This window comes from Mycobacterium sp. OTB74 (assembly GCF_029892685.1).
Lineage (GTDB): Bacteria > Actinomycetota > Actinomycetes > Mycobacteriales > Mycobacteriaceae > Mycobacterium.
Genome location: NZ_JARXVD010000027.1, coordinates 44890 through 65777 on the forward strand (window position 1 = coordinate 44890; position 20888 = coordinate 65777).

General features: G+C 64.9%; 20 protein-coding genes. 13 read left to right on the plus strand and 7 right to left on the minus strand.

Annotation, left to right across the window (positions count from 1 at the left end):
- Positions 1-429 precede the first annotated feature (429 nt).
- Positions 430-1941, plus strand: coding sequence for an FAD-dependent monooxygenase (locus M2432_RS25715; protein WP_280829676.1), 1512 nt, complete (start codon positions 430-432; stop codon positions 1939-1941).
- Between the two features lie 69 nt (positions 1942-2010).
- Here M2432_RS25715 and M2432_RS25720 read toward each other — a convergent pair whose 3' ends face one another.
- Positions 2011-2256 (minus strand): CsbD family protein, encoded by a 246-nt coding sequence (locus M2432_RS25720; protein WP_280829677.1) that lies wholly within the window; start codon positions 2254-2256, stop codon positions 2011-2013.
- 340 nt (positions 2257-2596) lie between these two features.
- On the opposite strand from M2432_RS25720, the gene M2432_RS25725 reads away from it, so the two are divergent.
- Both M2432_RS25725 and M2432_RS25730 read left to right on the plus strand, forming a co-directional pair.
- Positions 2597-3301 (plus strand): DUF899 family protein, encoded by a 705-nt coding sequence (locus tag M2432_RS25725; protein WP_280829678.1) that lies wholly within the window; start codon positions 2597-2599, stop codon positions 3299-3301.
- A complete protein-coding gene (locus M2432_RS25730) occupies positions 3298-3783 on the plus strand; it encodes an ATPase (protein ID WP_280829679.1) in 486 nt (161 codons plus the stop codon). Before M2432_RS25725 ends, M2432_RS25730 begins: the two co-directional genes overlap by 4 nt.
- 183 nt (positions 3784-3966) lie before the next feature.
- Here M2432_RS25730 and M2432_RS25735 read toward each other — a convergent pair whose 3' ends face one another.
- Entirely contained in the window at positions 3967-4833 is an 867-nt protein-coding gene (locus M2432_RS25735; protein WP_280829680.1) for a MaoC family dehydratase, read from the minus strand.
- Positions 4834-4922: 89 nt separating this feature from the next.
- Between M2432_RS25735 and M2432_RS25740 the strand changes: the two genes are divergently transcribed.
- Positions 4923-6932, plus strand: a complete 2010-nt coding sequence (locus M2432_RS25740) for an SDR family oxidoreductase (protein ID WP_280829681.1) — start codon at positions 4923-4925, stop codon at positions 6930-6932.
- Positions 6933-6991: 59 nt separating this feature from the next.
- On the opposite strand, the gene M2432_RS25745 is transcribed toward M2432_RS25740, so the two are convergent.
- On the minus strand, positions 6992-8236 hold the full coding sequence (locus tag M2432_RS25745; RefSeq protein WP_280829682.1) for an ammonium transporter: 1245 nt from the start codon (positions 8234-8236) through the stop codon (positions 6992-6994).
- Positions 8237-8443: 207 nt separating this feature from the next.
- Between M2432_RS25745 and glnT the strand changes: the two genes are divergently transcribed.
- The 8 genes from glnT (at position 8444) to M2432_RS25785 (ending at position 17085) form a co-directional block, all read left to right on the plus strand.
- Positions 8444-9781, plus strand: a complete 1338-nt coding sequence (gene glnT / locus M2432_RS25750) for a type III glutamate--ammonia ligase (protein ID WP_280829683.1) — start codon at positions 8444-8446, stop codon at positions 9779-9781.
- Positions 9782-9867: 86 nt separating this feature from the next.
- Positions 9868-10779, plus strand: a complete 912-nt coding sequence (locus M2432_RS25755) for a glutamine amidotransferase (protein WP_280829684.1) — start codon at positions 9868-9870, stop codon at positions 10777-10779.
- Positions 10776-11456: a protein glxC gene (locus M2432_RS25760; RefSeq protein ID WP_280829685.1), complete on the plus strand. Its 681-nt coding sequence runs from the start codon at positions 10776-10778 to the stop codon at positions 11454-11456. The genes M2432_RS25755 and M2432_RS25760 overlap by 4 nt, the downstream gene beginning before the upstream one ends.
- A 13-nt stretch (positions 11457-11469) precedes the next feature.
- Positions 11470-12825, plus strand: a complete 1356-nt coding sequence (locus M2432_RS25765; RefSeq protein WP_280829686.1) for an FMN-binding glutamate synthase family protein — start codon at positions 11470-11472, stop codon at positions 12823-12825.
- Positions 12825-14000, plus strand: a complete 1176-nt coding sequence (locus M2432_RS25770) for an FAD-dependent oxidoreductase (RefSeq protein ID WP_280829687.1) — start codon at positions 12825-12827, stop codon at positions 13998-14000. Before M2432_RS25765 ends, M2432_RS25770 begins: the two co-directional genes overlap by 1 nt.
- A 46-nt stretch (positions 14001-14046) precedes the next feature.
- Complete coding sequence (locus M2432_RS25775; protein WP_280829688.1) at positions 14047-15294, plus strand: allantoate amidohydrolase; 1248 nt, start codon at positions 14047-14049, stop codon at positions 15292-15294.
- A 17-nt stretch (positions 15295-15311) separates the two neighbouring features.
- Complete coding sequence (locus tag M2432_RS25780; RefSeq protein WP_280829689.1) at positions 15312-15959, plus strand: XRE family transcriptional regulator; 648 nt, start codon at positions 15312-15314, stop codon at positions 15957-15959.
- A gap of 67 nt (positions 15960-16026) precedes the next feature.
- Positions 16027-17085, plus strand: a complete 1059-nt coding sequence (locus M2432_RS25785) for a nucleoside hydrolase (protein WP_280829690.1) — start codon at positions 16027-16029, stop codon at positions 17083-17085.
- 45 nt (positions 17086-17130) lie between these two features.
- Here M2432_RS25785 and M2432_RS25790 read toward each other — a convergent pair whose 3' ends face one another.
- From M2432_RS25790 to M2432_RS25805, 4 genes are all read right to left on the minus strand, one after another.
- Positions 17131-17553 carry an organic hydroperoxide resistance protein gene (locus M2432_RS25790; RefSeq protein ID WP_280829691.1) on the minus strand — a complete coding sequence of 141 codons (423 nt, stop codon included), beginning with the start codon at positions 17551-17553 and terminating at the stop codon, positions 17131-17133.
- A gap of 10 nt (positions 17554-17563) precedes the next feature.
- Complete coding sequence (locus M2432_RS25795; protein WP_280829701.1) at positions 17564-17995, minus strand: MarR family transcriptional regulator; 432 nt, start codon at positions 17993-17995, stop codon at positions 17564-17566.
- Positions 17996-18056: 61 nt separating this feature from the next.
- A complete protein-coding gene (locus tag M2432_RS25800) occupies positions 18057-19640 on the minus strand; it encodes a DNA polymerase Y family protein (RefSeq protein WP_280829702.1) in 1584 nt (527 codons plus the stop codon).
- Between the two features lie 19 nt (positions 19641-19659).
- Positions 19660-20355, minus strand: coding sequence for a hypothetical protein (locus M2432_RS25805; RefSeq protein ID WP_280829692.1), 696 nt, complete (start codon positions 20353-20355; stop codon positions 19660-19662).
- Positions 20356-20585: 230 nt separating this feature from the next.
- On the opposite strand from M2432_RS25805, the gene M2432_RS25810 reads away from it, so the two are divergent.
- Positions 20586-20873, plus strand: coding sequence for a hypothetical protein (locus M2432_RS25810; RefSeq protein WP_280829693.1), 288 nt, complete (start codon positions 20586-20588; stop codon positions 20871-20873).
- Positions 20874-20888: the final 15 nt, after the last annotated feature.

Sequence of the window (20888 nt, forward strand, 5' to 3'; positions counted from 1 at the left end):
TCACCGCAACGGCGACCAAGGTGCGTTCGTGGCTCACGGCGCAGCAGGAGGTCTCGTTCGCCTCAGCACAGGTGATCCTTTTCGTCAAGGGTGCGCAGATATCGTAAAACGTGCTGTCGGCGAGGTGAATAGCGGTGTGCAGCAGCAGAAACGCCGGTGCCCGGCCATCCGATCAGCGGTTCGTACTCGCGGACGATGCGAGGGTCCCCCTTCACGCACTCTGCGGGTAATCCGTTGTCGGGCGGCACTATTCACCACAGCGACGCGGGCTCGCAGTACACCTCACGATAGGTCCACGGAGCCCAACCGGGTGCACCACCACCACTTTTAGGATACCGCGACCCCGGGGGCTTGCCGCAAGGCCCCGGGTATAGCTCAGAATCCTTGGGTCACAACGTGACTGATATTGAGCTGCCTTGAGGGGGACACATGACAGACACCGATGTGATCATCGTGGGCGCCGGACCAACCGGCCTGATGCTCGCGGCCGAGCTCGGCCTTGCCGGGATCAATCCGCTGGTACTGGAACGGTTGCCCGAAATCCGTGAAGTCGCCAAGGCCGGCGGCCTCGGTGGTCGGATCCTGGATCTGCTGCGCTACCGCAAGCTCGGGGACGAGCTTGAGGCCGTAGCGGGTGTGCCGGTCACAGCCTCACTTCCGTTCGGAGGCATCCACGTTGACCTGACCGTGCTGGATGACTCACCCATGCGGGTACAGCGGATTCCGCAGCCGAAACTGGAAGCCCTACTGCAGGAACATGTTCGAGGCCTCGATATCGAGGTCCGGCGTGGCCACGAGGTGACCGGACTGAGCCAGGACGACAGCACGGTACACCTGGACGTCCAAGGTCCGGTCAGGCCGTACCAGGTCAGCGCCCGCTACGTGATCGGGTGCGACGGAGTGCGCAGCCGGGTGCGGGAACTGGCCGGCATCGAATTCCCCGGCATCACCTATCCAGAGGTCCATCGACTGGCCACCGTCACGATGCCCGAGGAAATCACCGTCCGCGAGGACGGCGACTACGACGTCCCTGGCTACGGCCGCCTGCGGTGGGGTTACACCCAGACCGAGGGCGGGGTGTTCGCCATCGCGTCGTCCGCTCCAGGGCAACTGGGCATCTACACCAGCGAGGTGCCGGACCGTGAGTACGACGATGACGAGCCGATGACGCTCGCGGAGCTTCGCAACAGCATTCGCCGGGTGCTCGGCGCAGAGATACCGCTGGGTGAGCCAAAACGGTTGACCCGCTTCACTTATGCGGCGCGGCACGCCGATCGTTATGTGGCTGACCGAGTGATGCTGGCTGGAGACGCAGCCCACCAGATTCCGACCGGCGGAGTGGCGGTGTCGGCCGGGATGCTCGATGCCGTGAACTTGGCCTGGAAACTCGCGGCAACGACGCACGGCACCGCACCGGACGGACTGCTCGATACCTACCACCATGAACGCCACTACGCCGGCGAATGCCTGCTGCTGCATGCCCAGGCCCAGGTGGCGCTGCGGCGCGGGCATGATCCGGCCGCTGAAGCGCTGCGAAAAGTGTTCGGCGAGTTGCTGACTGACCCGCAGACCGCCTACCGGGTCGGGGCGATGATCGCCGGCGCGGATGTCCGTTACCCAATGCCCGGCGGTCCACAGCATGCTCTCGCGGGAACATTGGCGGCGAACCTGCCGGACAACATCCCCGAAGTGATGCGATCGGCGCGGCCGGTGTTCGTCGATCTCACGGGTAGCAGCGACCTGCAGGAAGTAGCCGCGCCGTGGCGCCGTCGCATCGAAATACTCAGTGCCGCAACCGATGATCGGTTGTGCGATGCCATGCTGATCCGCCCCGATGCACACATTGCCTGGGCAGCAGAAGTTGGTGAGCCGGCCGAAACTGCAGCAGGTGGCTTGCAGGAAGCGCTGCGCTACTGGTTCGGCGATCCCGCATTGCCGTGAATTCGATGTTCTCGATGAAGACGGCCCAGTCCAGCATGTCGCTGGACTGGGCCTGAGGCCAGCGCTTTGTCAACGACGCTGTTCAGCTCGCTGGCGCTCCTCAGCAAGTCGGGCACCGGTGCGTGCCGCGTCAGCTTCTGCTTCCTTCTTTGCCGCGTCGCGTTGTGCGTCCGCCTTGTCTCCTTGGGCCTGGCCTTCTCGCACCAGATCGTCGCGACCGGCCACGGTGCCGATGACTTCCTTGGCCTTACCCTTGACGCCTTCGACGACGCCGCGGACGGCTTCCTCAGGTCCAGTGTTTTTCTTCTTGGTCATGTCTGCCCCTTCCGGTGCTGGATCAGATTGGTCCTGCACGGAGAACGTTTCCCCACGCAGTCCAAGACTTCCCGCCACGGACGAACACCAAACTTCAATTACTGCGATCTACCCCACACAAGTTAAATACGGCCGTCCCACAGGACACTCCGTCGGTCATATTCGATGTTTGACGGGCCGCAGTCCTGGGTACGACAGCACGCAGGCGGCACCGGAGAACCTCCCCATGGCGGGCCAATCACCCACGAGCAGTCCCCAATATTCGCGGACAGCGATGAATTCTGTCGGCCGCAGCGGTCTACTCGTATGTGAGGCTCTCGAGCGCCTTTGAGGAGGAATAATGACCCAGCAGACCGCCCCCGCCCTGCCACCAGTCGTCGACAACGACACCTGGCGCGCCGCCCTCGACGAATTGCGCCGTCGTGAGAAAGCCGCGACCAGAGAACTCGATGCCATTGCCGCTCAGCGTCGGCGGTTACCGATGGTGCAAATGCCCGACTACACACTGATCGGCGCCGACGGCCCGATCCGCCTGGCCGACATCTTCGACGGCCGGCCCCAGTTGATCGTCTACAACCACATGTGGACCGACGGCGCCGAATGGCAGTGCGGTGGCTGCACCGGATACACCTCGCAGTTCACCCGGCTGGATTTCCTGGACAGCTACGACGCCCGGTTCGTCATCGTCACCAATGGCCCCATCGACGAAGCTCTGGCCTATAAGGCCAAGGTGGGCAACAAGATGGACTGGTACTCGTCCTCAGACAGCAGCTTCGGAACCGATGTCGACGCCCCACCCGGCGGCGGATTTGCAGTGAATGTGTTTCTGCGAGAAGGCAATACGGTGTACCGGACGTGGCATACGAACGGCCGGGGGACCGAACAGCTGAGCTACACCTTCCCGCTGATCGACGTCCTGCCTTACGGCCGCCAGGAACAGTGGCAGGATTCGCCCGAGGGCTGGCCCAAGTCGCCGACGTACTCCAACTGGCTCGGCTCTCCCGATATCGCACGAGCCTACGGACCGAACGGAGAGAACCGATGACCAGTGACTCGTTGACCGACGAACGCTATGTCGCCACCCGCACCATTGCCGCGGCACCTGCGGCGGTATTCGCGATACTGGCCGACCCGGCCCGGCACAAGGACACCGAGCCGGGCGACTGGGTGCGCGACGCCGTCGACACCAAGCCCATCACCGCCGCCGGACAGATTTTCGCCATGAACATGTTCTACCCCCGTGCGGGCGGCCACTACGTGACACACAACCTGGTGACCGAATTCGAACGGGACAAGACCATTGCGTGGGCGACCGGCAGTCTGACCGAGTCGGGCGAGCACCAACCCGGTGGTTGGTGGTGGCGCTACGACCTGGCCCCTAACGGGACGGGCACCGATGTCACCCTGACCTACGACTGGACCGGAACCCCGCAATCTTTCCGCGACCAGATCGGTGGCATGCCGCCGTTCGACGTGACGTTCATCGAGCAGTCGCTGACCGCATTGGACCGCGCGGTCACCGGGTGATTTGGGCGCGCTGCGTCTCGCTCAGCGACACGCAGCGGGCCGAAATCGCAATAGCCCGAGTCGCCCGCGTCTGTGCGACAACTTCTGTGCAGCAGGGGATTTGTCGCACAGAGGCGGGCACATTCACCCATTCGCTTCAGCCCGGGACGCGTGCGACAGGTGCGACCAGAGCGGCCGCAGTCCCTAGTCAACGTACTCGGCTGTGCCGTCCTCCAGCACCAGTCGGGCATTGCTGCCGTCAACGTCTGCGGCCTCGGTGCGGAACACCGCATGCCCGGCCTCGGTGCGCCACACCGACGTGGTCAGCGTTTCGCCGGGGAACACCGGCGAGGTGAACCGCGCGCCGATGGCCTTGATCTTGGAGGCATCCCCGCTACCGAGCGAAGCGACCAGCACCCGGCCGGCCACTCCGTAGGTGCACAGGCCGTGCAGGATCGGCTTCGGGAAGCCGGCCAGGTTCTGCGCGAACCAGGGGTCGCTGTGCAGCGGGTTGCGGTCACCGGAGAGCCGGTAGATCAGCGGCTGGTCCTCGGTGGTCGGCAGCGCCACCATGACGTCGGGGTCGCGGTCCGGGATCGCCGGAGCCCCGGCCCGCTCCCCTGGCTGCCCGCCGAATCCACCCTCGCCCCGGATCACCGCGGTGGACCAGGATTCGGCGATGACGTTTCCGGCGTCATCGGTGCCAGTGCCCTTGAGAACCAGGATGGCGTTCTTGCCCTCGCCCTTGTCCTGGATATCGGCGACCTCGGAGGTCACGTTGAGCTTGCCCGACGGCGGCAGCGGCGCGTGCAGGCGAATCTGCTGCGAGCCGTGCAGCAGCATCGCCCAATTGAAAGATCCGACCTCGGCGGCCGCACCCCACGCCGGGCATGCGATGACCGCGTAGGTCGGCAGCACCTGCTGCGTGATGTCGTGGCTGTTCTCGGTAGTGAATGCCAAATCCTTGGTGCCGCAACCCACTCCGAGCGCATACAACAGCGTGTCGCGTTCGGTCCATTCGAACGGCTGTGGTGGGGTCTTGGCCCCGATGGCGTTGGGGTTGATCGGCATGCGGCGTTCTCCCTTACAGATTCAGGTGTGATCTAGACGGACCATACGCGCTGTTGACCTTTGCCTGCGAGAGGTTCACGATGGCACCCATGCGCTATGTCGTTACCGGCGGTACTGGGTTTATCGGCCGCCGCGTCGTCAGCCGGATTCTGGATTCGCGCGACGACGCCGAAGTGTTCGTTCTGGTTCGGCGGGCGTCACTGTCCCGATTCGAACAACTGGCTGCGGACTGGGGACCTCGAGCCAAACCGCTCGTCGGCGACCTGACGTCGGCCGGCCTCGGATTGTCCGACGAGAATCTCGCCGAACTCGGTGAGGTCAGCCACGTGGTGCACTGCGCCGCCATCTATGACATGACGGTCGATGCCGAGACCCAACGGGCGGCCAATGTCGATGGCACCCGGGCGGTGATCGAATTGGCCCTGCGGACGGACGCCACCCTGCACCATGTGTCGTCGATTGCGGTGGCCGGGAACTTCCGTGGGGAGTTCACCGAGGACGACTTCGACGTCTCCCAAGAACTGCCGACGCCGTACCACCAGACCAAGTTCGAAGCCGAACAGCTGGTGCGCGCCACCCCGGGACTGCACTACCGGATATACCGGCCGGCGGTTGTAGTCGGCGACTCGCGCACCGGTGAGATGGACAAGATCGACGGCCCTTACTACTTCTTCGGCATACTGTCGCGGTTGGCCGTGCTACCCAAGTTCACCCCGATGTTGGTGCCCGACACCGGCCGTACCAACATCGTGACGGTGGACTTCGTTGTTGATGCGGTTGTCCATCTGATGCATATCGACGGCAGAGACGGCCAGACCTTCCACCTGACGGCACCGAAAACCGTTGGGCTGAAAGATATCTACCGCGGAGTCGCGCGGGAGGCTGGGCTGCCGCCGCTGCGCGGCACGCTGCCGAGGGCCACCGCCACCCCGGTTCTGAACGCCACGGGCCGGGTCAAGGCGCTACGCAACATCGCAGCCACTCAGCTGGGCATTCCCGGCGAGGTGCTCGACGTGGTCGACCTGGCCCCGACGTTCACCGCCGACAAGACTGCCAGTGCCCTGGAGGGCACTGGCATCGCCGTTCCTGAATTCGCTTCCTACGCACCGAAATTGTGGCGGTATTGGGCTGAGCACCTGAATCCCGATCGAGCCCGTCGGGATGACCCGCGTGGCCCACTGGTTGGGCGCAACGTGATCATCACCGGAGCATCGAGCGGCATCGGCCGGGCTTCGGCCATCGCCGTCGCCGAACGCGGTGGTCGGGTGTTCGCGCTGGCCCGGAGCGTCGACGCGCTCGACGAACTGGTTGCAGAGATCCACGAATTCGGTGGTGAAGCATACGCTTTCGCCTGTGACGTTGCCGACGGCGCATCCGTCGAGCACACCGTCAAGGACATCCTGGGCCGGTTCGACCACGTCGACTATCTGGTCAACAACGCCGGCCGGTCCATCCGCCGGTCGGTGGTCAATTCCACCGACCGGTTCCATGACTACGAACGGGTGATGGCGGTCAACTACTTCGGCGCTGTGCGCATGGTGCTCGCACTGTTGCCGCACTGGAAAGAGCGCCGATTCGGCCACGTGGTGAACGTGTCCAGCGCCGGCGTACAAGCCATCAGCCCGAAGTACAGCGCCTACGTGCCCAGCAAGGCGGCACTCGACGCATTCTCCGAAGTGGTTGGCACCGAAACACTTTCGGACCACATTACGTTCACCAACATCCATATGCCACTGGTTGAGACGCCGATGATCGCACCGTCGAAGCGGTTGAACCCGATGACGCCGATCACTGCCGAGCATGCTGCTGCGATGGTGGTGCGCGCTCTGGTGGAGAAGCCGGCGCGGATCGACACTCCGGTGGGAACGCTGGCCGATCTGGGCACGTACTTCACCCCGAAGTTGTCTCGCCGGGTGCTGCATCAGCTGTATCTGGGCTATCCGGATTCCGCGGCAGCTCGCGGTGAAGCGGTCCCGGAGGCTGCGCAGGAACGCCCGCGCAACCCGCGTCGGCCCCGGCGCCCAAGCCCGGTCGGCCGCATCCGGGTGCCCCGGCCGATCAGGAAGGCGGTCCGATTGGTGCCAGGAGTGCACTGGTAACGCAACAACAAACAGCTGGCCCGAACCAACAGTTCGGGCCAGCTGCCGTTTCACCTGACTCAGACGAGTTCGTACGCAGGGTCCCGGTGCAGTGTCGAGTCGATACCCATCTCCTCGGCTTCAGCAGAGATGCGAATCCCGAATGTCTTCTTGATCACCAGCGCAACGATGAGCGCGATGGTGAACGAGTAGACCAGAACGGCGCTGGCAGCAACAGCCTGCTTCATCAGCAGATCAGCGCCTCCGCCATACAGCAGACCGTTGACGCCGTTGGGCATTCCCGAGCTGGCGAACAGTCCGATCAGCAGCGTGCCCACGATGCCGCCAACCAGGTGGACACCGACGACATCGGTCGAATCGTCGTAGCCGAACTTCTGCTTGAGGCCAATGGCGAACGGGCAGATCAGGGCCGGGATGAAACCGACGAAGATGGCACCAACCGGAGTGACCGCACCGCAGGCCGGGGTGATGGCTACCAGGCCCGTGATGGCACCGGACGCGGCACCGATACCGGTCACATGCCCATCCTTGAACTTCTCCACCAGGAGCCAGCCCAGCGTGGCCGCACAGGTCGCCACAAACGACGTGACCATCACGATGGCAGCCGGCTTGCCGGCGGCGAGGGCAGATCCACCGTTGAACGCATACCAGCCGGCCCACAGCAGCCCCGCGCCCAGCAGGGTCAACGGCACGTTGTGCGGCTTTCGCGAACTCCAGGTCGCTGATCGGCCGAGCACGATGGCGACGGCGAGTGCAGCGGCACCGGCGTTGATGTGGACGGCGGTACCACCGGCGAAGTCGATGGCGTGCAACTTGTTGGCTATCCAGCCGCCTTTGGCATCGCTGGTCACGACACCGTCAGCCGCGAAAACCCAATGGGCAACGGGGAAATAGACCAGTACCGCCCACACTGTTGCGAAGGTCATCCAGGCTGCGAACTTCATGCGGTCGGCGGCGGCACCCGAGACGATCGCGACGGTCAGGGCCGCGAAAAGCGCTTGGAACAGGGCGAACAGACTGACCGGCAGTCCGTTGATGGTCGTCATGGGGTCGAGAAGATTGCTCATGCCGGCGAATTCGCTGAGGTTGCCGACGAACCCTCCGTGCGAGGTGCCGAACGTCATCGAGAAGCCGAACAACACCCACAGCACGCCGACGATGGCGACCGCGCCATAGGTCATCATCATCATGTTGATCGAGCTCTTCACGCTGACCATGCCGCCATAGAACAGCGCCAGGCCCGGGATCATGATAGTGAGCCCGATTATGCAACACAGCATGAAAGCTGTTGTTCCAGTGTCCATTTCGCCTCCTCACAAGGTTGGTGGGCACATCCCGCGCCCGTCTCACTACAGTAGACACTGTTTTCCTCGCATGGACAGTCGAGCGGTGTTACAACCTCGTGAACCGGTCCGTAACACCGAAGTTACGTCGTATCACTTGCCAATAGCCGGTCGATCACCGTCTACTAAAACGAGACAATGATTCCTACTAGTAGTCAGGTGGTTGAGATGTCGGAATCGAGTGAGCTCGCCAGTCTGGCAGCGCAGTCGAACACAAAGTTCATCCTCGCGCTCTTCGTCGACCTCAATGGCAAGCCGTGCGCCAAGCTGGTTCCGGTCGAGGCGGTCGACGAACTCGCCACCGATGGCGTCGGCTTCGCCGGCTACGCGGTCGGAGCGATCGGGCAGGAGCCGAAAGACCCTGACTTGATTGCGATTCCGGATCCGGCTTCATTCACCCCGATTCCCTTCATCAAGGAGGGGTTGGCCATCGTCCACTGCGACCCGCACGTCAACGGTGAGCCGTGGCCGTACGCACCCCGCAACATCCTCAAGGCTCTGATCGCCCGCGCTGCCGACTCCGGATTCGAACCATGGGTCGGCGCGGAGGTCGAGTACTTCCTGGTCAAGCGCTCGACCGACGGCGCGCTGGTGCCCGCGGACGATGCCGACACCGCACTGCAGCCGTGTTACGACGCCCGCAGCGTCACCCGCATGTACGACCACCTGACATCGATCAGTACCGCCATCAACCAACTCGGTTGGGGCAATTACGCCAACGACCACGAAGACGGCTCCGGCCAATTCGAGCAGAACTTCAAATACGCCGCGGCACTGACCACGTGCGACCGGGTCATCACACTGCGTTATCTGCTCAATGTGATGGCCGCGCAGCGCGACATGATCGCCACATTCATGCCGAAACCCTTCGCCGACAAGACGGGTTCGGGTCTGCACCTGCACATTTCGTTGACCAGTGGCGGCACGCCGGTGTTTCCCATCGACGCGTCCGAGGACGACCGCCCGCTGGCCATGTCCGCGGCGGCCTACTCGTTCATCGCCGGAATCCTGGAACACGCTTTTGCCATGCAGGCGGTGATAGCGCCAACGGTCAACTCCTACAAGCGAACCGGCGCAATCTCTACGGCATCGGGCGCCTCCTGGGCACCCCGGTTCCCGACGTACGGCGGCAACGACCGCACCCACTACGTCCGGGTGCCCGACAACAGCCGCATCGAACTGCGCGGCGGTGACGGCTCGGCCAATCCCTACCTTGCGGTGGCCGTCGCCCTTGCCGCCGGACTCGACGGCATCAAACGCTCGGCCGATCCCGGCGCCGTCGGCAGCGGCCCGGTACACGAACGACTCCCGGCTACACTCCTGCATGCGATCGAGCAGTTGGAGACCGACGATGTGGTGATCAGCGCCCTTGACGCCGCGATTCCACCCGGCTCGGACATCCCTAGTGTCGCAGCATATTTCGCTCAATTGAAGAAGACCGAATTCTGGGACTGGCACTCGGCGGTGGGAGCCTGGGAGCACGAGCGGTACCTGACCGCCTTCTGACGCTTCTGACGCCGCAGAGGCAGTCACACCCATGCCACCGAACTCCGAACCGGTGGCAGCGAACTCTGGAAAGGAACCAAGCAGACATGTGCGGAATCGTCGGGTTGCATTTGCGCAATCCCGAGCTCTATCCCCGACTCGGTGAATTGCTCAGCGGCATGCTGATCGCCATGGAGGCCCGAGGTGCGGACTCGGCCGGAATCGCCGTCTACGGCGACCCGGTGTGGTCACCTCCCGAGCGCAGCACCGTCTCCCTGATCGAAGTCGACGCCACTCCTGAACAGGTCGCCAGCACCCTCAGCGCTCGTATCGGCACCGAGGTCACCGTCACCGCGCTCGACGTCACCTACTTGGTGTCCGCCGACGCCGAACCCGAGACCTTGCTCGCCGCCGCCCGGGATGTTTATCCGCGGGGCCTGGTAGGCGGATTCGGCAAGGACGTAACAGTGCTCAAAGGCGTCGGCACGCCAACGACATTGGCGCAGAACTGGAAACTGGCGACGGCGCAGGGCTGGCAGGGCGTCGGGCACACCCGGATGGCAACCGAGTCGGCGGTGACACCGAGCGGGGCCCACCCATACGCCGTGGGCCCGGACCAGTGCTTGGTCCACAACGGTTCCTTCGCGAACCATGCCGGCATCCGTCGCGAGCTGCGGGCCGCCGGTGTCGAATTCGACTCGGAGAACGACACCGAGGTCGGCGCCCGGTTCGTCGCACATGAGCTGGCCGGGGGCGCTGACCTCGAGACAGCGCTCACCGACCTCACCACGACGTTCGACGGCTTCTACACCTTGCTGGTGTCCAACAGTGACAGCTTCGCGGTGCTGCGCGATGCCATCGCCTGCAAGCCCGCAGTCATCGCCGAGACCGACAACTGGGTGGCCATGGCATCGGAGTTCCGCGCCCTAGCGCATCTCCCGGGAATCGAGGAGGCCCGCATCTGGGAGCCCGAACCAGAGGTCGTCTACGCCTGGAGCCGAGAGGCGGTGTCGGCATGAACCGTCTCGCAACGACTTTCGACCTAACCACCACTACGTTGCGCGATGTCAACGCGGCCCTGCATGCCGACGGCATCGACGGCCAGTATGTGATCGACAACCCCCTGGGCGCCCACAACATCGCCGTCGGCATCAACGCACCCGTCGAGGTGACGGTCAACGGCCACGTCGGCTACTACGCCGCCGGCATGAACCAGAAGGCGGAGATCACCGTCAACGGCAATGCCGGACAAGGCGTTGCCGAGAACATGATGAGCGGCGTCGTACATGTCACGGGTGATGCTTCACAGTCCGCGGGAGCCACGGGCCGCGGCGGCCTGCTGGTGATCGACGGCAATGCGGCCGCGCGCTGCGGCATTTCCTTGAAAGGCCTCGACATCGTGGTGGGCGGTTCCGTCGGACATATGAGCGCGTTCATGGCTCAGCGCGGCCGCATCGTAATCCGCGGAGACGCCGGCGACGCGCTGGGCGATTCGATCTACGAGGCGCGACTGTACGTCCGTGGCGCCGTGAAATCGCCGGGCGCCGACTGTATCGAGAAACCGATGCGCGCCGAACATCTCGAGGAACTCGCCGGTCTGCTCAAGGCAGCGGGCTATGACGACGACCCCGCCGGTTACCGGCGCTACGGCTCGGCGCGCAGCCTCTACCACTTCCAAGCCCACAACTCTTACTGATCAGGACCAGCACATGACCCTCTCTGCCGACGACCGCACCCGCCTGGGTCTACGTGAGTCAGCGACGTTCGACCGAGCAACCATTGCCGCGATCCACCGGGCCGCCGAAAGCGGGATCTACGACATCCGTGGGTGGGGCGCCAAACGTGCCCTCCCCCACTTCGACGATCTGCTCTTCCTCGGCGCGTCCATGTCCCGCTACCCGCTGGAGGGTTACCGCGAAAAGTGCGGCACCGATGTGGTTCTCGGCGCCCGGAACGCGAAATATCCACTTCACCTCGACATTCCCGTCACCATTGCGGGAATGTCGTTCGGCGCCTTGTCCGGCCGCGCCAAGGAAGCGCTGGGCCGCGGTGCCTCCGAGGTCGGGACCTCCACCACCACCGGCGACGGCGGCATGACGCCCGAAGAGCGCGGCCACTCCAAACATCTGGTTTACCAGTACCTTCCGAACCGCTACGGTATGAACCCGGACGACCTGCGCCGCGCGGACGCCATCGAGGTGGTGCTCGGTCAGGGAGCAAAGCCCGGTGGCGGCGGAATGCTTCTGGGGCAGAAGGTTTCCGAGCGGGTGGCTGGCATGCGCGACCTGCCGCAGGGCATCGACCAACGCTCGGCATCGCGGCACCCCGACTGGACCGGGCCAGACGACCTGACCATCAAGATCAACGAGCTGCGCGAGATAACTGACTGGGAGAAGCCGATCTACGTCAAGGTCGGCGCCTCGCGGACCTACTACGACGTCAAACTCGCCGTGCACTCGGGCGCCGACGTCGTCGTGGTGGACGGCATGCAGGGCGGCACCGCCGCCACCCAGGAGGTCTTCATCGAGCACGTCGGCATCCCCACCCTCGCCGCCGTCCCGCAGGCCGTACAGGCGCTGCAGGAACTGGGTGTCCACCGCAAGCCCGACGGCGTGCAGCTGATCGTGTCGGGTGGCATCCGCACCGGCGCAGACGTCGCGAAGGCTTTGGCTCTCGGTGCCGACGCGGTCGCCATCGGTACCGCCGCACTGATCGCGCTGGGCGACAACCACCCCAAGTACGACGCGGCCTACGCTGAACTCAATTCAGCTGCAGGGTTTTTCGATGACTTCCAGGACGGCCGCGACCCAGCGGGCATCACCACCCAGGACCCGGTACTGCAACAGGCACTGGATCCCGTCGACGGCGGCCGCCGCGTCGCCAACTACCTGCGGGTGCTGACCATGGAGGCCCAGACCATCGCTCGCGCTTGCGGAAAAGCACACGTCACTCACCTCGAGCCCGAAGACATGGTCGCGGTTTCCATCGAGGCGGCCGCGATGGCACGGGTACCGCTGGCCGGCACGTCGTGGATTCCGGGCCAAAGCCGGGGAGGCTCGTTCTGATGATGAGAGCAGTGATCATCGGAGGCGGTCTGATCGGGCTGTCGATCGCGCGGGCGCTTACCGACCGCGGTCTGTCCGATGTCGTTGTCCTGGAACGATATCAACTGGCCAGCGGCGGAACCGGCAAGTCGTCGGGCATCGTGCGCGCACACTACGGCGTGCCGTCGATCGCTGCCATGGCGTGGCGCAGCATGCCGGTATTCGAAACGCTGGGCTCCGAAGTCGGCTTCCGGCAGATCGGTTACAGCGTGTTGGTGGGTGAGGACAATGTCGACGCGTTGACCGCCAACACTGCCATGCACCAGTCGCTGGGCATCGAGGTCGACCTGATCGACGCGGACCAGCTGCAGGAACTGTGGCCGATGCTGGAGACCTCGGACGTCGCACTCGCCTCGTACGAGCCGCGCGGCGGATTCGCCGACGCCACTCAGCTCGCGCTGCACTTCGGCCAGGTGGCCCGCGCCGGCGGCGCGAAGATCCGGCAGAAAACACCCGTGGCCCGCATCCTCACCACGGGCGACAGCGTGAAGGGAGTGATGCTCGACAACGGCGACGTAGTCGACGCCGATCTGGTCATCGTGGCCAACGGCTGGTGGTCGGCGAAGTTGTTGGCCGACATAGGAATCAGTCTTCCGATCGAGGCATATCGCTCGGAGCTTCTCGTCGTCGATGCCGGTGTGCGATTGCCTGATCTGCCGGTGATCTCCGATCTGATCAGCCTGCAATACTGCCGTGTCGAGGGCTCCGGCCAATTCCTGGTCGGCAACAGCGATCACGCGGACTTCCAGAAGAAGTTCGTTGACCCCGACAACTATTCGAATGTCGCGACGGAGGCGAGTGTGCTCGCCTACGGCGAGAAGGTGATGCACCGCTTCCCCGGATTCCCCGAACCCGCGGTGACACACACCTACGCGGGGGTGTATGACGTTCCGCCGGACTGGAATCCGGTCATCGGTCCAATCGATGGCATCGAGGGGCTGATTCTGGCCGCGGGTTTCGCCGGCCATGGTTTCAAGATCAGCCCGGCAGTCGGCGAGTTGGTCGCGGACCTGGTGTTCGAGGGCGACAGCACTGACTCCGACATCCCTGCCGCGGACTTCCGCCTGGAACGGTTCGCCGAAGGTAAGCCGCTGAACAGCCTGCACCCCTACGTCGGAGCGGGCGAGATGCGCTGACCCACACTCCCGCCCAGCCCGATCTGACTGCCGCCGAAGGAATCTCATGTCCGACACCGTCACGTCCCTACTCGCCGAGATCGCAGCCACCGGCACCGACGCCCAGCGCGGTGGCTACACCCGGCCGGTGTATTCGACTGCCGAACTCGATCTGCGATCGTGGTTTCTGGGACATGCAGCCAAGCGCGGCCTTGACGTCGAGACTGACCGAAACGGCATCATCTGGGCGTGGTCAGATGTCGGCGACGAGGCCATAGTCACTGGCAGCCATCTCGATTCGGTACCTGGCGGGGGCGCCTTCGACGGACCCCTCGGCGTCGCGTCCGCATTGATCGCGTTCGACCTTCTAGCCACCAGAGGCATCGGCGGGCGCCGTGCCATCGCCGTTTTCCCCGAGGAAGAAGGCTCCCGGTTCGGCGTCGCCTGCCTTGGCTCCCGATTGCTGACCGGCGCGATCGATCCGGACCGCGCGCGATCGCTCACCGACGCCGACGGGACGACATTCGCCGAGGCAAGCCGTTGCGCCGGTATCGATCCCGCACATCTCGGACCCGACTCTGAGAGCCTGTCACGAATCGGGACGTTCGTCGAGCTGCACGTCGAGCAAGGCCGCGGCTTGATCGATCTCGGCCGGCCAGTGGCCGTCGCGACGTCCATCCTCGGCCACGGACGCTGGCGACTGTCCTTCACCGGCGACGGCAACCACGCGGGTACCACGCTCATGCGGGATCGGGCAGACCCGATGGTCGCCGCCGCGCAGCTGATCGTCGCCGTCCAGTCGGCAGCACAAAAGATCGGTGATGCACGCGCCACAGTGGGACGGATCGTCCCGACACCCGGTGGCACCAATGTCATTGCCTCCCGGGTGGATCTGTGGCTGGACGTGCGCCACCCTGATGACAATGTGACCAAGGTCCTCGTGCATGAGATCGCCGAGGCGGCCAATGCCGCAGCCCTGGACCAGGGGTGCACAGTCACCATCACCGAGGAGTCCTTCAGCCCCACAGTTGATTTCGACCCACTGCTGCGGGATTCCCTCAGTGCCGCCCTCGATGACGCACCCGTACTGGGGACCGGAGCCGGCCATGATGCCGGGATAATCAAGGACCATGTCAGCACCGCAATGTTGTTCGTACGCAACCCAACCGGCATCTCACACGCCCCGGCCGAGGTGGTCGAGGACTCTGATGCGGAAGCTGGCGCACTCGCCCTTGCCGACAGCATCGCCGAACTCACCGCCGCGAAACAGCCGGGTCAGATTCCTTCATTTGCGTCCACTGATAGTGGACATTGATGCGTTAGGGTAGACCAGTGGAGAACGACGAATCGCTGCTTCGCAACGCAGGCACCGCCCGTGACCGACGGCCCGACGACAAAGTCGAAGAGCTCGAGCTGGAGGTGGCCATCGCCCGCAATGTCCGTCAGCTGCGCCACAATTCGGGGCTCTCAGTCGGTGAGATGGCGGCGCGGGTCGGTATCTCCAAAGCCATGCTGTCCAAGATCGAGAATGCCCAGACTTCCTGCTCGCTCAGCACCATCGCGCTGTTGGCCCGTGGATTCGACGTACCCGTGACGTACCTCTTCCGCGGCGCGGACACCGAACGACCCGCATCGTTTGTCAAGGCAGACAAGGGCACACCGATCGTCCGCAGCGGCTCGCAGGCCGGCCACGAGTATCACCTGCTGGGCGGGCTGCGCGGCGAACACAAGCGGCTGGAATGCCTGATGGTCACGCTGAATGAGGACAGCGAGGTCTACCCGCTGTTTCAACACCCCGGCACGGAATTCATCTACATGCTGGACGGTGTCATGGACTACAGCCACGGCCGTTCCGAGTACCGACTCGAGCCGGGCGACTCCCTCCAGTTCGACGGTGAGGGCGTTCATGGACCGACCCGGCTCATCCACCTTCCGATCCGCTTTGTCTCGGTGATTGCATTCCCCGACGGCACCATTTGATCAACGCTGAGCACCCGGTCGGATGGTACCGATGTGCCCATGGCCGCAGGCCCTTATCGTTAGCGGCATGACCGGGCACGAAGACCCCAGAGCGCAACCGATCTTCGCCGACGTCGACACCGGCGTCGACGACGCGATGGCCCTGGCGTACCTGTTGGGCAGTGCCGACGCCGAACTGGTCGGGATCGCCTCAACCGCAGGCAACGTGCCGGTGGACCAGGTCTGCGTGAACAATCTCGGTCTGCTGGAATTGTGCGCGGCCGAACTGATTCCGGTGTCACGCGGCGCCGACGGGCCCCTGTCTTCCGGATTGCGCACCGCTGAGGACACCCACGGACCGCAGGGGGTTGGTTATGCCGAATTGCCACCCAGCACAAGAAGAATCACCGACTACGACGCTGCGACAGCGTGGGTGGGGACTGCTCGGCAATACCCCGGCGAGCTGATCGGTCTGGTCACCGGTCCGTTGACCAACTTCGCACTGGCGCTGCGGATCGAACCGACCCTGCCGCGGCTGCTGCGACGGTTGGTCATCATGGGTGGCGCCTTCGACTATCGCGGCAACACCACTCCGGTGTCCGAATGGAACATCAGCGTCGATCCGGAATCCGCCGCTGAAGTGTTCTCGGTGTGGGGCGCGGCCTGGGGGTTGGAACCCCCGGCACATCTACCGATCATCCTGGGGCTCAACCTGACCGAGCACATCGCCTTGACGCCATCGCTGCTGAGCCGACTGGCCACTGCCGCCGGCGCCCCGACCTCACCGATGAGCGTGCTCGACGATCGCGGCGCTCGGTCGTCAGCCGCCAACCCATTGATCCGGGTATTAGAAGACGCCATGCGCTTCTACTTCGAGTTCCATTTCGACCAGGGCGAGGGCTACCTGGCGCACCTGCACGATCCGCTGGCCGCCGCAGTGGCTCTGGACCCGGACCTGGTCCGGTATCGGCAAGCGACCGTTGACGTGGAACTGCTCGGCACACTGACCCGCGGTATGACGGTGGCCGACTGGCGTGGGCATTGGGGCCGGCACCCCAATGCCCACATCGGTGTCGAAGTGGACCCGGCCGCATTCTTCGACCGGTTCATCGAGCGGGTCGGAGCGTTCGCAGCCAGCCTTTCGTAGCGCCGAATGGCCTGGGACATCAGACCATTCGGCGGACGGCACCGTTCAGTCGTCGGTGACGGTGATCTTGACGTCGATGTTGCCGCGGGTGGCGTTGGAGTAAGGGCAGACCAGATGGGCTTTGTCGGCCAGGGCCTGAGCGGCATCGTGGTCGAGGTTGGGCAGCGTGATTTCCAGCTCCACCGCCAGGCCGAACCCGCCGTTATCCAGAGTGCCGAGCGAAACCCGCGCTCCGACAGACGAATCGGTGACGTCAACCTTGTCCTGTCGACCTACCAGCCGCAGCGCGGAGTGGTAGCAGGCGGCGTAGCCGACGGCGAACAACTGCTCGGGGTTGGTGCCATTGCCACTGCCGCCCATCTCCTTCGGAATAGCCAGATCAAGATCGAGCTTGCCGTCGGAGGTGCGGCCATGCCCATCGCGGCCTTCGCCGGTGGCCAGAGCTTCAGCGGTGTAGAGGGTCTTCACGGTAACTCCTTCAGTCGGATGCGCTGAGCGCATCAGTGAGTTGACGGACCGCATCGCGCAGGTCCGCGGCTTGTTGCGCGGTCATTCCGGTCTGTCCCATCAACCGCTCGGGGATGCACTGAACCTTGCTTTCGAGCTTGCGGCCGGCTGGGGTGAGGGTCACCTCGACCTGTCGCTCGTCCTGCAGCGACCGTTCGCGACGGACAAACCCGTTGGCCTCCAACCGCTTCAGCAGCGGCGAGAGGGTTCCCGAATCGAGCTCCAGGCGCTCACCCAGCCGACCGACCGTGATCCGCCCCTCCTCCCACAACACCAGCAGCACCAGGTACTGCGGGTAGGTGAGATTCAGTTCGGACAGCAGTGGCCGATAGGCCGCCGTCATCGCCCGCGACGCCGAGTAGAGAGCGAAGCAGAGTTGGCGGTCCAGGCTGAGCGCATCCACCCCACGACTATAGCCCACAATTTAATTGTGCACAATTAATATGTACCGACCACCACTTGAACTACTCGTAAACACCCTCCACGTACCACTGGCGCTGCCGGTAACACAGCAGCAGTGCCCTGTTGTCCCCGGCATCGTCGCCACCCCCGAGTAACACCTGCGCCCGGGCGGTACGCCCCCTGCCCCGGTCCGGATCCCACCACCGCTCATCGACCGGCCACGGCCCCGCCCACCACTTCAGCGGCCCACGATGGTCCGAACCCATCAGTCGTGCCGGATCCGCGGAGAACATCCCCCTTTCCGTTATCCGCACCGAATTACCGTGGAAATCAACAAGTTCCACAGGCTCGTCCAGTAGCACCGCCGGGGCTGGCTCCGGCAACTGCCCCGGCCAGGGCTGTCCGGGGTCAGCCAGCCGCACCGGCTCATCCCCCAGCGGCGTGAGCGTGATGCGTTCAGCCGGCCCTCGACCACCACTGAGCACCGGGACCTGCACCGCCTCCGGTCCAAGCAACCCCTGAACCCGCACCAGCGCCCGCCTGGCCCGCATCCGGTCGTCATCACCAGAAGACCCCCAGAGCGGCAGTTGGAGCGCCGCAGCCGAGACCACCTCGACCGGGTGCAGTCGCAGCACGGTGATGGGCCCGGTGGGCCCAGCGCGGTCACCGAGCCCCCGCCTGGTCAACCAGCCGTCGAGTTGCCAGCGCACCCGGTCAGCTGTGGCATCCTCGGTCAGCGGCTCGGTACACCGCCAGACCCGTTGCAGTTCTTCTCCATTGGCCGTCACCGCATCGATGGCCAGCCGGGTGCAACCGACCCCGGCGGATTCCAGGCTGTGATGCAACTCGCCGGCCAGCGCCCGGCCGGCGAATGCCGCGGCGTCCACCCGGTCGATCGGCGGGTCGCAATCCATCACGGCATCGAGATCGGCCGGCGCCTCCGGCCCCGACGGATGGCGCGCCGGCTCACCCCGGGCAAACCGGTGGGCGATCACCGCATCGGTACCGAACCGGGAGGCGACATCGGTGCGGCCCAGCGCAGCGAACTGCCCGATGGTCCGAATCCCCATGCGCCACAATAAATCCGACAGATCCTCGCGGCCGGCACCGGACAGGCTCGGCTCGGTGGCCAGCTGCCGAATGGACAGCCCGGAGAGAAACTCCGCATCCCCACCCATATCGATGATCCGCCCCGCCCGCGCCGCGAACACCGCGGTGGGCAACTGATCGGCCACTCCGATCTGGCATTCCACTCCGGCTGCCCCCACGGCGTCGACCAACCGTTCCGCCGCGGCCTGCTCGGACCCGAAATACCTTGCCGCGCTGCGCACCGGCATCACCAACAGGCCGGGGCGCAATACCTCTGCGCGCGGCACCATGTCGTCGACCGCGGCCGTCACCGCCTCGAAATGGCGGGCGTCCCGTGCCGGGTCGGCGGTGGCGATGTGCAGCTGCGGACAACGAGCCTGAGCCTCCCTGCGCCGCAACCCTCTTCGCACCCCCGATGCCCGAGCAGACGCCGAGCAGGCCACCACCCGGTTGGCCAGGGTGACCGCCACCGGCTCGGTCACCGGCAGCCCAACCGCCACCGCTGCCGCCACCGCGGGCCAATCCATGCACCAGATGGCCAGCACCCGGTGCGTCATCACTTGTTGTTCGGACATCTCACTGCCCTGCCGCCCGAAGTGGGCGCACCGACCGACCGCGGGTGCGCATGTCCAACCGCACCCGACCGATCCGCCCGCACCCTGGTACCGGGTCACCACCTCCAGCACCGACCACCTCATACCCGCTGACCCTGGCCTCCAACCGAGCCGACGCCCCAGGCCAGTCACCATCGGTGACCAGCAGGGTGCACTCACGCTGCCGCGCCCGCGCCGTCACCGCCCGTGCCCGGCCGGCCGGGACCGACCGACCGCCCAGGCCGAGCACCACCAGATCAAGTCCGTCCATGAGGACCGCGGCCACTTCCACCGGGTCCGGCCCTGGGTTGGGAACAACGGCGATGCGCGCTAAATCGGCGCCCATCTCCACCGCGGCCAGCAGCCCCACGCCGGGCTGACCGACGATCGCCGCGTGCCCCCCGGAGGCAGTCACCTCGGCCACCCAGCGCAGCGGCAGCGATCTGGCCCCCGAAAGCACTGCAACAGTGCCGGGCGGCAACGCGCCAGGCAGCAGATCACGCGGGGAATCCCGCGCTTCTAGCAAAGATTCAACCGGAGTTGAAGCGGGTGTTGTCCGCCCCGCAGCACACCGCTCCGCACCCTCCTTGCCGGACATCTCGGCAATCCTGCGGCGAAGTAGTTCCACCTGGTCAGCACGGCTATCGTGAGCATCCAACACAATTGACGCCACTGCCACACCAGCACCTTCCGCACCACAAACACCACCCGTATTCGAATGTTTGTTCGATAACTTCAGTAAACACCTCGTCGGACGAAAACGTCAAGCGGCAACCCGGCAACCCTGCCGGCGCAGGAGGCGGATGTCCATGCACCCGTCCGTCGATTGGGATAAGGTCGGAAAGCCAGCACCTTGTACGAAAACAGGACTGGCGTACCACTGGTAGAGCATCGTCAGAAGGACCGCACATGGGCACACATCGTCTGCTTCACCGCTTCGCCATTGCGGCCGGTGGAACCGCGGTCATCGCGATGATCGGACTCACTGCAGGCTGTGGCGGCGGCGGGAAGGCCCCCGAGACGCCCACGACCACCACCACGACGACGACCACGACGACCGTCACCACGACTACCGTCCCCGAGGTGACCCCCAGCGAAAAGTCGATCGATCCTTCGGGTGGCAACCTCTTCACCCCGACGGTCATTGCACCGGCCGCGCCGACCGGCATCCCCGGCAGACACAACAACCACAACTGATCAAACACCCACTGG

What these genes read in the sequence shown, in the direction of transcription:
- M2432_RS25730 (WP_280829679.1), top strand. Translation starts at nt 3,298, where the DNA reads ATGACCAGTGACTCGTTGACCGACGAACGCTATGTCGCCACCCGCACC.
- M2432_RS25760 (WP_280829685.1), top strand. Translation starts at nt 10,776, where the DNA reads ATGAACCGTCTCGCAACGACTTTCGACCTAACCACCACTACGTTGCGC.
- M2432_RS25765 (WP_280829686.1), top strand. Translation starts at nt 11,470, where the DNA reads ATGACCCTCTCTGCCGACGACCGCACCCGCCTGGGTCTACGTGAGTCA.
- M2432_RS25800 (WP_280829702.1), bottom strand. Translation starts at nt 19,640, where the DNA reads ATGACGCACCGGGTGCTGGCCATCTGGTGCATGGATTGGCCCGCGGTG.
- M2432_RS25720 (WP_280829677.1), bottom strand. Translation starts at nt 2,256, where the DNA reads ATGACCAAGAAGAAAAACACTGGACCTGAGGAAGCCGTCCGCGGCGTC.
- M2432_RS25715 (WP_280829676.1), top strand. Translation starts at nt 430, where the DNA reads ATGACAGACACCGATGTGATCATCGTGGGCGCCGGACCAACCGGCCTG.
- M2432_RS25775 (WP_280829688.1), top strand. Translation starts at nt 14,047, where the DNA reads ATGTCCGACACCGTCACGTCCCTACTCGCCGAGATCGCAGCCACCGGC.
- M2432_RS25755 (WP_280829684.1), top strand. Translation starts at nt 9,868, where the DNA reads ATGTGCGGAATCGTCGGGTTGCATTTGCGCAATCCCGAGCTCTATCCC.
- M2432_RS25740 (WP_280829681.1), top strand. Translation starts at nt 4,923, where the DNA reads ATGCGCTATGTCGTTACCGGCGGTACTGGGTTTATCGGCCGCCGCGTC.
- M2432_RS25785 (WP_280829690.1), top strand. Translation starts at nt 16,027, where the DNA reads ATGACCGGGCACGAAGACCCCAGAGCGCAACCGATCTTCGCCGACGTC.
- M2432_RS25735 (WP_280829680.1), bottom strand. Translation starts at nt 4,833, where the DNA reads ATGCCGATCAACCCCAACGCCATCGGGGCCAAGACCCCACCACAGCCG.
- M2432_RS25810 (WP_280829693.1), top strand. Translation starts at nt 20,586, where the DNA reads ATGGGCACACATCGTCTGCTTCACCGCTTCGCCATTGCGGCCGGTGGA.
- M2432_RS25770 (WP_280829687.1), top strand. Translation starts at nt 12,825, where the DNA reads ATGATGAGAGCAGTGATCATCGGAGGCGGTCTGATCGGGCTGTCGATC.
- M2432_RS25725 (WP_280829678.1), top strand. Translation starts at nt 2,597, where the DNA reads ATGACCCAGCAGACCGCCCCCGCCCTGCCACCAGTCGTCGACAACGAC.
- glnT (WP_280829683.1), top strand. Translation starts at nt 8,444, where the DNA reads ATGTCGGAATCGAGTGAGCTCGCCAGTCTGGCAGCGCAGTCGAACACA.
- M2432_RS25745 (WP_280829682.1), bottom strand. Translation starts at nt 8,236, where the DNA reads ATGGACACTGGAACAACAGCTTTCATGCTGTGTTGCATAATCGGGCTC.